11 protein-coding genes and 1 pseudogene are annotated in these 11534 nt (G+C 68.3%); 5 read left to right on the plus strand and 7 right to left on the minus strand.

The window, feature by feature from the left end; genetic code table 11:
- Positions 1-105: 105 nt before the first annotated feature.
- Complete coding sequence (locus P2P98_RS05830) at positions 106-1326, minus strand: sugar ABC transporter substrate-binding protein (protein ID WP_275798072.1); 1221 nt, start codon at positions 1324-1326, stop codon at positions 106-108.
- A 283-nt stretch (positions 1327-1609) separates the two neighbouring features.
- Here P2P98_RS05830 and P2P98_RS05835 point away from each other — a divergent pair.
- Positions 1610-1789, plus strand: a pseudogene (locus tag P2P98_RS05835) (fuconate dehydratase); the annotation flags it as partial.
- A 105-nt stretch (positions 1790-1894) separates the two neighbouring features.
- On the opposite strand, the gene P2P98_RS05840 reads toward P2P98_RS05835, so the two are convergent.
- Positions 1895-2566: a FadR/GntR family transcriptional regulator gene (locus P2P98_RS05840; RefSeq protein WP_275798074.1), complete on the minus strand. Its 672-nt coding sequence runs from the start codon at positions 2564-2566 to the stop codon at positions 1895-1897.
- Positions 2567-2692: 126 nt separating this feature from the next.
- Here P2P98_RS05840 and P2P98_RS05845 point away from each other — a divergent pair, with 126 nt between their 5' ends.
- The 3 genes from P2P98_RS05845 to P2P98_RS05855 are packed head-to-tail and all read left to right on the plus strand — an operon-like array spanning position 2693 to position 5888.
- The gene (locus P2P98_RS05845; protein ID WP_275798076.1) at positions 2693-3298 is read left to right on the plus strand and encodes a TetR/AcrR family transcriptional regulator; all 606 of its coding nucleotides are present in this window, start codon (positions 2693-2695) and stop codon (positions 3296-3298) included.
- The gene (locus P2P98_RS05850) at positions 3295-3954 is read left to right on the plus strand and encodes a hypothetical protein (protein ID WP_275798077.1); all 660 of its coding nucleotides are present in this window, start codon (positions 3295-3297) and stop codon (positions 3952-3954) included. The genes P2P98_RS05845 and P2P98_RS05850 overlap by 4 nt, the downstream gene beginning before the upstream one ends.
- Positions 3951-5888 (plus strand): YhgE/Pip domain-containing protein, encoded by a 1938-nt coding sequence (locus P2P98_RS05855; RefSeq protein ID WP_275798079.1) that lies wholly within the window; start codon positions 3951-3953, stop codon positions 5886-5888. Before P2P98_RS05850 ends, P2P98_RS05855 begins: the two co-directional genes overlap by 4 nt.
- A gap of 2 nt (positions 5889-5890) precedes the next feature.
- Here P2P98_RS05855 and P2P98_RS05860 read toward each other — a convergent pair whose 3' ends face one another.
- From P2P98_RS05860 to P2P98_RS05880, 5 genes are all read right to left on the minus strand, one after another.
- On the minus strand, positions 5891-6043 hold the full coding sequence (locus P2P98_RS05860; RefSeq protein WP_275798081.1) for a hypothetical protein: 153 nt from the start codon (positions 6041-6043) through the stop codon (positions 5891-5893).
- Positions 6044-6356: 313 nt separating this feature from the next.
- Positions 6357-7871, minus strand: a complete 1515-nt coding sequence (locus tag P2P98_RS05865) for a GMC oxidoreductase (protein ID WP_275798083.1) — start codon at positions 7869-7871, stop codon at positions 6357-6359.
- Positions 7864-8631 carry an ABC transporter ATP-binding protein gene (locus P2P98_RS05870; protein ID WP_275798091.1) on the minus strand — a complete coding sequence of 256 codons (768 nt, stop codon included), beginning with the start codon at positions 8629-8631 and terminating at the stop codon, positions 7864-7866. Before P2P98_RS05870 ends, P2P98_RS05865 begins: the two co-directional genes overlap by 8 nt.
- Positions 8631-9398, minus strand: a complete 768-nt coding sequence (locus P2P98_RS05875; RefSeq protein ID WP_275798085.1) for an ABC transporter permease — start codon at positions 9396-9398, stop codon at positions 8631-8633. The genes P2P98_RS05870 and P2P98_RS05875 overlap by 1 nt, the downstream gene beginning before the upstream one ends.
- A 103-nt stretch (positions 9399-9501) precedes the next feature.
- A complete protein-coding gene (locus P2P98_RS05880) occupies positions 9502-10512 on the minus strand; it encodes an ABC transporter substrate-binding protein (RefSeq protein ID WP_275798087.1) in 1011 nt (336 codons plus the stop codon).
- A gap of 188 nt (positions 10513-10700) precedes the next feature.
- On the opposite strand from P2P98_RS05880, the gene P2P98_RS05885 reads away from it, so the two are divergent.
- Positions 10701-11534: amidohydrolase family protein (locus P2P98_RS05885; RefSeq protein WP_275798089.1), on the plus strand; the 834-nt coding region annotated here is incomplete at its 3' end.

The following is an 11534-nucleotide window of genomic DNA, read 5'->3' on the forward strand; positions in this document are numbered from 1 at the left end:
CGACCGACGAGGACGGGCCCCGCCGGTGGGCGGTTTCGTCGTCGGCTGCGGCGCGAGGAGAGTAGTCATCGAGAAGTCACTCCTGTGTTCAGAGGGGAGGCTATGTCAGTTGCCGAGCTGGGACGTGATCTCGTCGAGCACGTCCTGTGCGGGCTCCGTGCCGTTCACGGCCTGCGGACCGTACTGCGCGAGCAGTTGGTTGAACTGGTCGCTCTTCGTGCTGCCGGGGAGGGCGACCGCGCTCTTGAGGGCGCTGGCGAAGGTGTCCTCGATGCCCTCGACTCCGGTGTTGTCGAACCACACCTTCTGAGCCGCTGTACGCGCCGGGAAAGCACGACCGTCAGCGGCGAGGGTGGACAGAGTCTCCTCCGAGGTCATCGCGGTGATGGCCTTGAAGGCGGCGTCGGGGTTGTTGCAGTTCTTCGAGATGCCGAAGCCGCTGCCGGCTGAGTACGTCTTCTGCTCGCCGGCGGCCGAAGGCACCGTCGTCACGCCGAGGGTGAAGGGCGCGCGGCTCTTCAGGTCGAGGACGAGCCACGGGCCGCCGACCATCGAGGCGACGGTGCCGCCCAGGAACGCGTTGTCTTCGGCGGTCGGGTCAGGGCCGTTGGCGGGGGCCGCGGTACCGTCCTCGACCATGCCCGCAAGCCACTCCACGCCCTTCACGAACGAGGGATTGCTGACGTCGATCGTGCCGTCGGTGGAAACCGCCTCGCCGCCGTTGTAGGCCAGGATGCTGCTCTCCAGGTAGAGGTCTTCGACGGTGGTGCCGAAGGCGACCGTGCCCGCCGACTTCAGCTTGGCCGCGGCCGCCTCGAAGTCGTCGACCGTCCAGCCGGCTTCGGGCTTCACTCCCGCCTTGTCGAACAGGTCGCGGTTGTAGAACAGCACCATGGGACCGGTGTCGTACGGCAGGGCGTACTGCTGGTCGCCGACCGCCAGGGCCTTGAGGGCACCGGCGTCGAAGCCCGAGACGTCGGTGTCGGTCGACGAGATCAGGTCGTTCAGGGGCAGCAGCGAGTCGGCGTACTGGCTGACGCGCAGGCTCTGCATCGACACGATGCAGGGTGCGCTCGACGTACCCAGCTGCGTGCTGAGGCGGGTCCAGTAATCGGCGAACGGTGCGCCCTGCAGGGTGACCGTCGCGCCCGCCGCCTCGCCGCCGGCGTTACCGACGGCCTGCCACGCCTCCTGATCTGCGGACGAGCCGACCCACATCGACCACACCAGGTCCTTGCTGTCGGAACCGCTCTGGCCGGAGCAACCGGACAGGGCGAGCAGTCCTACCGTGGTGACGGCGATTGCCGACGCCGTACGTGCTCTCATGACATCTCCTTTGATATTGAGGCCTTGCGGCTTCCACGCGCCTTCGGGGAGCGCTGAACTGATTGAACCATCCGATGTTTAGGGTGTCAAACTGCAAATATCGCGCTTTCAGAGGAAGAAGTCGGCGAATTTGTAGGATGACTTGACCGACTCGATACGCGCCCCCCGCGCGCGCTCTCCGCGCAGGGTCGGGTTCGCGGTCGACGACGGCAGATGGCTCGATTTCGACCTCAGGGGATCCGGGCAAAGTGGCGCGGAACAGAAGAACGCCGACTGTTCGACAAACGGGTCGGATGCGATGAACCCCGACCCCGACTCCTCCGCGGCTTACGTGGCGCTCGGCATCGACGCCGCCGACAGGCTCGAGGGCCACGCGTTCGCGTTCCCCATCGGCCGAGGTAACGACGTACAGGTCGCCGCCATCGAGTTGTTGCGCGGGCACATCGTGGGGTGCGACGTCGAACCGCCTCGACATGCCCGCACCCGTACCGGTGAGACCGACGGACGCGGTCTCATCGATTCGGTGCAACCGCGTCCGAGCCGAACGCGCGGGGCCGGCCGACTCGCGTCACGACGCAGCGCGCAGCCAGTGCTCGACACCCGAGACATGCGCGAGCATGAGGGCCTCGGCGAGTTCGGCGTCCCGAGCTCGGAGGGCGTCGAGGATGCGGCGGTGCTCGTCGATCGTGCGGTCGACCGAACCACCCTCGGTGATGCCGCGCCAGATGCGCGCGCGCACGGTCTGCCCCGAGAGCGTCTCGAGCAGACTCGCAAGGTAGGTGTTACCGGTGGACTCGGCGATGCGGCCGTGGAACTCGACGTCGTGGGCGACGAGCTGATCGATCAGCGTGTCGCCCCGCACACCCTCGATCATGTCGGTCAGTTCGGCGATCTGCGCGTCGGTGATCGCGCGGGCCGCCAGCGCCACCGCGCGAGGCTCGAGGAGACGGCGCACCGCGAGGACCTCCAGAATCGAGTCGTTCTGGTGGAGGTCGACGACGAAAGACATGGCCTCCAAGAGAAGGTCGGGCTGCAAGCTCGTCACATATGTGCCGTCGCCGCGGCGCACATCGAGCACCTTGATGACCTCGAGAGCTTTGACGGCTTCGCGCAGCGAGTTTCGGGACAGACCCAATCTCTCGCTCAGATCCTTCTCCGGAGGGAGGCGGCCACCCGGCCCCACCTCGCCCGACACGATCATGTCCTTGATCTTGAGGATCGCCTCGTCCGTGACAGCCATCGGTGCCCCCTCTGCTTTCACCCCTGAATGCGTCAGGATACATCGGATGTCTATCGAGCCCGAGCCGCCGAGACGCGTGCTTAAAGTTGCACACACTCGTGCACTTTCGATGTACAGTGGACGCTCGTGAGCACACCCACCCGCCGCGACGCCGTCGAGAACCGCGCCGGCATCCTCGACGCGGCGACCGCCGCGATCGGCCACGACCCCCGCGTCTCGATCGACGCGATCGCGCGCCGCGCCGGCCTCTCGCGCCGCGCCCTGTACGGCCACTTCGACGACCGCAACGCCATCATCCGCGAGGTCATCGCCGCAGGAGCCGTCCGCTTCAACGCGATTGCCGACCGCGTTGACGACACCGACTCCCGCGTGGCGCTCGCGCGCCTGGCTTCCGAGCTCTGGGCCGAAGCCGCCTACGTGCAGGCCGCCGCCGCCCTCGCCCTCGACGACGCGCACCTCCCCGAGACCTCCGCGGCCCTCGCGCCGCTGCGCCGCCGGATCGACGCGATCGTCCGCCGCGGGCAGGAGGCGGGCGAGCTGCGCACCGACCTGCCCGCCCCGACCCTCTCGCGCCTGCTCGAAGAGACGGGCCGCACGGTCGTCAGCCGCGTCGACGCGGGGGCATCGACCGCCCGTTCGATCGCGGTGCGCGCCGTGCTCGGCATCGCCGGGCTTTCCTGGACCGAGGCGCAGGCGCTCCTCGCCGAGCACCCCGAACTGGAGAAGCAGTGAGAATCGTCCTGTCCGAGGTCGCGAAGGGCCGGGCCGAACGGGTCCTCCCCCCGACCTCCACCTCGTTCGAGACCGGCCGGGCCACCCTGGCCCTCGCCGAGACCGAGCAACGACCCACGGTGCTGGGGCTCGTGGCATCCGGTCGCATGAAGATCGACAGCGGCGAGGTCACGATCGACGGACGAACGGATGCCAAGGCCATCCGCCGCCGCGTCGCCCTGGTCGACGCTCCCGTCGTGTCCGAGCCCGAACCGAACGTCACCGTCACGGGCGTCGTCGCCGAGGAGCTGATGTTCGCCGGACACGCGCCCACGCCCTTCGCTGCGGCGCGGTGGCTCGAGGGGATCGGGCTCGATGCGCTCGCGAGCCTACCGATCGGCAACGTCGATCCGGCCGCCCGGGTCCGTCTGCTCCTCGAGCTCGCGGCGCTGCGCAAAGACGTCGAGGGTCTCGTCCTCGTCGCGCCCGACCGCCACGGCGGGGAGCCCGCCGCGTGGTGGCGCCTCGCCGGCGAGTTCGCCGAGCGCGGGTACGCCGTGCTCGTGATCGCGGGGCAGGCGTCGCAGACCGCGATCGCGCTCCTCGGCGGCGCCGACGACGGCCCCACTCTCGCGGCATCAGCCCCGACCGCCACGACCGAGGAGGAGGCGCGATGAAGATCCCGCAGATGATCACCGCCGAGCTGCGTCGCCTCACTTCGACGCGCATGTCGGTGATCGCGCTCATCGCCCTGCTGTGCGTCCCCATCCTCTACGGCGGGCTGTACCTCTGGGCGAACCAGGACCCGTACGGCAACCTCTCGAGCGTCCCCGTCGCCCTCGTCGTCGACGATCAGGGCGCCCAGGTCAACGGCCAGCAGCGCAATCTCGGCGACGAAGCAGCCGAGCAGCTTCTCGACAGCGACACCTTCGAGTGGCATCGGGTGTCCTCCGACGCGGCCGACGCCGGCCTCTCGGCGGGCGACTTCGACTTCGTCGTGACGCTCCCCGCCGATTTCACCGAGGCCGTGGCATCCCTCTCCAGCGATTCGCCGCGGCAGGCCGACATCGAGCTGCGCACGAACGACGCGAACAACTACCTCGCGTCGACGATCGGTACGCAGGCCGTGGCGCGCATCCAGGCATCGGTGGCGAAGAAGGTCGTCGACGAAGCGGGCCTGTCGCTCCTCGACGCCCTCCACACGATCCGGGTCAGCCTGGTGGATGCCACGAACGGGGCGACGCAGCTCGTCGACGGTCTCGGCACCGCGAAGAACGGGTCGTCCCAGCTCGCGAGCGGTTCGGCGACCCTCGCCGACGGCTCGGCGCAGCTGGCGGACGGCACCGCGCAGCTCTCGAGCGGCGCGAACCAGCTGCGCGACGGCAGCGCCTCGTTGCGCGACGGCTCCGCGCGCGTGGCGGACGGCGCCCAGCAGGTCGCGGGCGGAGTGGACCGCATCGACTCCGCGGCCCGCGAGGTCGGCTCGATCGCGCAGGATGCGGCGAATCGCCTGCCCGAGGCCCGCGCCGACATCGTCTCGGCTCTCGAGGCTGCACATGTGAGTCCGGAGCGTCAAGCCGAGATCCTCGCGCGCCTCGACACCGTCGGAGACCGCCTCACCGCAGCGAACGAGAAGGTCCAGAGCACGGTCGGCCAGATCAACCAGCTCGACGACGGCGCACGCCAGGTCGCCGACGGCAGCGCCTCGGTGGCCAGCGGTGCGGACACCCTGGCAAACGGAGCCTCGACTCTGGCCGACGGCGCCGCGACGGCGGCATCCGGAGCCGCGCAAGTGCGAGACGGCTCGGCGCAGCTCCGCGACGGCGCGAGTCAGCTCGACAGCGGCATCGGTCAGCTCTCCACCGGCGCGACCCAACTGCGCGACGGGCTCGACTCCGGCGTGCAGCAGATCCCCGACTCCGACGACGCGACCCGCAAGGCGCAGGCGCAGGCGATCTCCGACCCCGTGAGCGTGGGCACGAGCGCGGTCACCAAGGCGCAGAACTACGGCGCCGGCCTGGCCCCCTTCTTCGCCGCCCTCGCGGGCTGGATCGGCATCTACGCCCTGTTCCTCATCGTGAAGCCCGTCTCGAAGCGCGCGATCACGGCGCTGCGCTCTCCCGTCCGCGTGACCCTCGCGGGCTGGCTCACCCCCGCGGGACTCGGAGCCCTGCAGATGGTGGGGCTGTTCACGGTGCTCGCCATCGCGCTGCAGTTCTCGTTCGCGAATCCGTGGGCCGCCCTCGGCATCCTGCTCTTCGCTTCCGCGACGTACGCCGCGATCGTGCTGGCCCTGAACGTCTGGCTCGGCTCGGTGGGACAGTTCCTCGGACTCGTCCTGATGGTGCTGCAGCTCGTGACGGCCGGCGGAACCTTCCCGTGGCAGACGCTGCCCGCACCTCTCGCGGCCCTGCACCACGTGCTGCCGATGGGATACGTGGTGGATGCCATGCGCCAGGTCATGTACGGCGGAGACGTCTCACGCGTCGGGCCCGACCTGCTGGTGCTGGGCGCGTGGATGCTCGGCGGGGTGCTCCTGGCCGCGCTGGGGGTGACGCGGATGACGCACCACCGCACCCTGCGCGACCTGCAGCCGAGCCTGATCGGCTGACGTCACCCTCGCGCCGGAGCGGTGGCGACGACGATCATGAGGACGACCATGACGGTCGCCGCCGCCACCGAACGTCGGGCTCCCTCGATCTTCGCGGTGGAACGCCAGCACGCGAGGCGCAGAGCGACCCACCCGACGACGGCGACGGCCGTCATGACGTCCGGACCAGGCCCGTGAGACCCGGCACCATGCCCGGGGACGGCACCTGCGTCGTGGGCGGTGAGCGATGCGAGGGTCAGGACCACCATGACGCACGTATCGAAGAGCAGACCCAGCCGCGTCGGGTGACGACGCGCGGACCGCGCGTGCCATCCGCTCAGTCCGAGGAGAACGAGAAGTGCAACAAGGTGCAGGCCCCGGGAAGGGGCCGGCAGGAGGCACGGGACCATCGCCCCGCCCATCACGCCGTGATGCACAGCGACTCCGAGGATCGCCGCGCGATGACGCCCGACCGGACGAAGACGACCCTCAGAACCTGTCATCGCGCGACGTCGCACGCAGCACATCGACAGCATGCTCCGCGATCGCCATGACCGTTCCCACGGGGTTGAGCGCGGTGACCGTGGGGAGGACCGAAGCGTCGACGACGCGCAATCCGTCTACGCCTCGAACGCGAAGCTGACTGTCGACCACGGCGAAGGGATCGTCGCGAGCTCCCATCCGGCATGTGCACGACACGTGGTACACCGTCTGGTGAGTCGCCCGCAGAATCGCTCCGAGGTCGTCCTCGCGCGTCACCTGCGGGCCGGGGAACACTTCTCGGAGCACATGCGACGCGAAGGGCTCCTGCTGGGCGACAGCGCGCGCACGCCGGACACCTTCGATCAGCATCCGTTCATCTCTCCCCTCCGCATCGGTGAAGGCCCGGTAGTCGATCATCGGAGCGGCCTCCGGGTCGGGGGAGGTGATCCACACCCTCCCGCGACTTCGGGGCTTGGCGACGTTGGGCGCGAAGGAGACGTTGTTCGGGGGAATGACCGCGCCGTGATCCTCGGCGTGGACGGTCCACGACTCGACCGGGATGTGGGTCGAGATGTCAGGGACGGTGCTGTCTGCGTCAACGCGGCACACGTAGCCGGCGTCCCACCCCGTCGCACAGACCCCGCTTCGCGGACGTTTCGTCTCCCAGACGATGAGCCCCTCGGCGTGGTCCTGCAGATTCTCCCCCACACCGGGAAGGTCCACTCTCACCGCGATACCGGCCTCTTCGAGGACCGCGGCCGGACCGATCCCCGAGCGCATGAGAAGCGCAGGGGTGTCGATCGCGCCGCAACTGAGGATGATGTCGCGACGAGCGCCGACACGGCGTGCTCCGACGACGACGCCCACCGCGCGACCGCCGTCGAAGAGCACTCGATCGGCCGCGCCGTTCAGCATCAGCGTCAGGTTCGGCCGCTCCACCCCGTGGAGGTAGCTCCTCGAGGTGGATGAGCGCAGATTCGTCTCGGGGTCGTAGCCGATCTCGAAGAATCCTGCGCCCTCCGTGAACTCGCTGTCGTTCCACGTCTCGCGCCGCGTCAGCCCGAGTGCGGATGCCGCCGCCTCCACGGCGTCTGCGACGTCGGCGTTTCGATCGGCAGCCGCCACGGGAGTGATGGGACCGACGATGCGGTCGTAGGCGGACGAGAGCGTGTCGTAATCCCATCCCTCGACGCCCATCGCGGCCCACTCCTCGACGTCACCGCGCAAGGGTCGCCACGTGATCATCGTGTTTCCCGTCGAGCATCCACCGAGAATGCGCAGCCGCGCCTGCCGGATCGCCGAATTGCCGCGCTCTTGGGGCACGCTGCGATAGTCGCGGTCGTACTCCCCCTCCAGCATTTCGGCCCATCTCCGGATCGCGCCCGCGCGCGGCTCGTGCTCATCGCTCGGCCCGGCTTCGATCAGACACACCGAGACGGACAAGTCCTCGCTGAGGCGGGCGGCGAGAATGCACCCGGCGGTGCCGCCTCCGACGACCACGTAGTCGTAAACGTCATCCATGGTGGATGAGACCGAGGATGTCCGTGTAGTAGCGATGGAACTCGGGGCTGCCGATCACGTCGGGGGTGCGCGGGCGCGGGAGCTCGATGTCGAACTCCGCACGCACACGACCGGGGCGTGGAGTCATCGCTACGACACGATCGGACAGGAAGACCGCCTCCTCGATGTCGTGGGTGATGAGCATCACGGTCATGCGGTTGCGCTCCCACACCGTGGTCAGCAGTTCCTGCATGGTGCGACGCGTGAGGGCATCGAGCGCTCCGAACGGCTCGTCCATGAGGAGGACCTCCGGGCCGTAGGCGAGCGAGCGAGCCAGGGCGACGCGCTGCTGCATCCCTCCGGAGAGCTGGGCGGGATACGCGTCCTCGAAACCCGAAAGGCCCACCTGCGAGAGGACATCGCGCGCGCGGTCGAAGCGCTCCCGGCGGCCCATACCCCGCTCGCCCCGGAGGGCGAACACGACATTGTCGATGGCCGTGAGCCAGGGCAGAAGGGTCGCCGATTGGAAGACGACTCCACGATCACGGCCCGGTCCGGAGATCGGGACGTCCTGAATGGACGCCTCGCCGCTGGTCGCCGCCTCGAGACCGGCGATGATCGACAGGAGAGTGCTCTTGCCGCATCCGGACGCCCCGACGACCGAGACGAACTCCCGATCTCCCAGTGTCAACGACACGTCGCTGAGGGCGTGGACGTCACCGAAACTCTTGTCGACGTGCTCGAGACGGACTTTCGGAGAGAGAACGGCGGAGACGGACATCACGAACGACCCTTCAGATAACGGAAGAAACGACGGCCGAGTGCGCGCATGATCTGGTCGAAGACGAGACCGAGCAGGCCGAGGATGATGACGTAACCGATGATGAGGTCGGTCTCGAGGAACCGCTGCGCCTGCGTGATGCGATAGCCCATCCCCGAGGTCGCGGCCACGAGCTCCGCGACCACGAGCCAGGTCCACGCCCACCCCAGGCTGATTCGCAGGGCGTCCCAGATCCGTGGAAGGGCGGAGGGCAACACGATTCGGACGAGGATCTGCGCACGCGTCAATCCGAGCGTCGCCCCGAGGTTTCGATACGACACCGGGACCCGACGGACCGCATCGGAGAAGAGCAGCACCTGCTGGAAGAACGTGCCGAGGAAGATGATGAGGAACTTCTGCGAGTCATCGGTTCCCACCCAGAGGATCGTCAGCGGCACGAAGGCCACCACCGGCATGTAGCGGATGAAGTCGATGATGGGTTCGACCGCCGCTTCCACACGCACGAACGACCCGCAGAGCAGACCGATCGGCACGGCCAAGACCGTGCTGGCGAGGAAGCCCAGCATGACCCGGTAGGTGCTCACGCCGATGTCGGACCACAGTTCGCCGTTGGCGGACTGCTCGATGAGTCGATCGACCACAGCGACCGGCGAGGGCAGGAAGAGAGCGCTCACGATCCCGGACATGGACACAGCGGTCCACAGCGCGAGCAGGGTGGCGAAGCCGATGACGGCGGTGATGAGGTACTGACGGCGTGAGAGTGGCACGCCTCCGACGGACCGGGCGGACTTCGTCGCAGGCGGACGACGCGCGACGGAGGTCGCGGAGGAGAGGGTCGTCATGGGAGTCGACTCCACGCGGATTCCCGCGTCACGGCGCATTCTCGACGAAGGTGGAGTCGATGAGCTCCGCGAGATCGGTGTCACCCTTCAACAGGCCGATCTGCATCGCGATGTCCTGCACGGTGGGCAGAACCGACGTCGCGTAGTCGCCCACCAGTCGCGTCTTGTTGTCGTCGAGGGGGAAGAACTCGACGCCGTCGAACGCACTCGTGAGGGCCTCGACGTCGCTGCCCACGTTCGTCGCGATGATGGAGCGGGCGTCGGCGGCATTGCTCTCGTAGTAGCTCACCGCCGGACCCCAGGCATTCACGACCTTCTGGACAGCGTCGGGATGGTCTTTGAGGTAGCCGTTGTCCACGACGAGGACATCGCTGATGAGGCCCGGCTTCTCGCCGGCTGTGAAGATCTTCTCGAGGGCCCCGCTGGCCTGCTGCGCTTCGGAGATGTAGGGCTCGTAGGTGACGGCGACCGGAACACTGCCGCCCACGAGGGCGGTGGCCGCTTCCGACGGATCCATCGGGACGGGCGTGATGTCGGAGAGACTCAGGCCCGACTGATCGAGCGCGTAGCCGAGAAGGAGGTTGCTCACCGAGCCCTCCTCGAATGCGACGCGCTGGCCTGCGAGATCGGCGACCTTGGTGATTCCCCCGTCGGAGAGGATCGCATCGGCGGTCAGAGAGGCATCCAGCAGCAGCACGATGGAGATGTCGAGACCCTGCTCCTTCAGCTTCAGGGCACTGTGGCTCGCGACATTGGCGACCTGCACCCGATGGGATGCGAAGGCGGCGCTCATGTCGGCGTCGTTCGAGAAGTTCGTGATCTTGACGTCGACGCCCTGATCCCGGAAGTAGCCCTTCTCTTGGGCGATGTACCAGGGTCCGTAGCCGAGCCACGGCTGAATGGCCATTCCGACGGTCTCGTCGGACGTGCCGTCGGATGAGGCAGAAGTGGGGCCGGAGCAGGCGGCGAGTGCGACCGCGGCGGCCGCGGCGAACCCGACGGCGGCGAGTGCGCGCGGGAAACGAGTGGAGCGGAACATGGGTGTCCTTCCAAAGACGGTGTCGGGCGTTTCGACCAGCATCGGGAGCGGAAACCGGTCTTCGCAAATAGCGGAACGTGTCCTCGTTCATCAAAAAAAGAGATGCAATTCGACGGAAATATCTCCGTTACAAATGTGAAATGTGCACCCCAAACAGTGAGGGGTCCCGATACGACCGGAGTGTCACCATGACCACCACGCTGTACACGAATGGCTTGCTCTATCTCGGAGGAGGAGTCGCCCGAGCGGGACACCTCCTCGTCGACGGCGAGCGCATCCGCCGCGTTCTCGCGGCCGAAGCGCCTGCACCCTCCGCCGACGAAGTGGTGGACCTCGAGGGAGGCACCCTCCTGCCGGGGTTCCAGGATGCCCACGTGCACCCGGTCCTGGCCGGGCTGCAGCTTCTCGGGATCGACCTGACGCCGGCCCACTCCCGTCAGGAATACCTCCACCTGGTGGAGCAGTTCGCCCGCGCCCATCCCGACACCGCGGTCCTGCGCGGTGGCGGGTGGTTCGGAGATGTCTTCCCCGGCGGCTTCCCCTCCGTGGCCGACCTCGACGCCGTCGTCGCCGATCGCCCCGTGGTCCTCTACAGTCACGACGCGCACGGCGTGTGGGTCAACAGCGCCGCCCTCGCTGCCGCCGGTATCGACGCCCGAACGCCTGACCCCGACGGCGGACGGATCTTCCGTGACTCGGGCGGAGCACCCACCGGCATGCTGGTGGAGGCGGCCGTGGGACTGGTGACCCCCCTCCTGCCCGAACCGGATGCCGAGACCCTCGTCGCCGCCCTGCTCGCCGCTCAGCGGCGTCTGCACTCCGTCGGCGTCACCACCTGGCAAGATGCGGCCGTCGGCGCTTCGGACATCGGGCCCGACGCGCTGCCCGCATACGAGGAGGCCGCTTCACGCGGCCTCCTGACCGCCCGGGTCATCGCCGCCCTCTGGTGGGATCGCGAACGGGGCCTCGAGCAGATCGAGGACCTGTGTGCGACGCGCGACCGCCTCGCACGTGGCGGTCGC

The organism is Microbacterium sp. Kw_RZR3 (genome assembly GCF_029222405.1).
Taxonomy (GTDB): domain Bacteria; phylum Actinomycetota; class Actinomycetes; order Actinomycetales; family Microbacteriaceae; genus Microbacterium.

Bases quoted from the DNA above. Each gene is read 5' to 3' on its own strand.
- P2P98_RS05865 (WP_275798083.1), bottom strand. From the start codon at position 7,871: ATGGATGACGTTTACGACTACGTGGTCGTCGGAGGCGGCACCGCCGGG.
- P2P98_RS05880 (WP_275798087.1), bottom strand. From the start codon at position 10,512: ATGTTCCGCTCCACTCGTTTCCCGCGCGCACTCGCCGCCGTCGGGTTC.
- P2P98_RS05855 (WP_275798079.1), top strand. From the start codon at position 3,951: ATGAAGATCCCGCAGATGATCACCGCCGAGCTGCGTCGCCTCACTTCG.
- P2P98_RS05860 (WP_275798081.1), bottom strand. From the start codon at position 6,043: ATGACGGCCGTCGCCGTCGTCGGGTGGGTCGCTCTGCGCCTCGCGTGC.
- P2P98_RS05870 (WP_275798091.1), bottom strand. From the start codon at position 8,631: ATGTCCGTCTCCGCCGTTCTCTCTCCGAAAGTCCGTCTCGAGCACGTC.
- P2P98_RS05840 (WP_275798074.1), bottom strand. From the start codon at position 2,566: ATGGCTGTCACGGACGAGGCGATCCTCAAGATCAAGGACATGATCGTG.
- P2P98_RS05830 (WP_275798072.1), bottom strand. From the start codon at position 1,326: ATGAGAGCACGTACGGCGTCGGCAATCGCCGTCACCACGGTAGGACTG.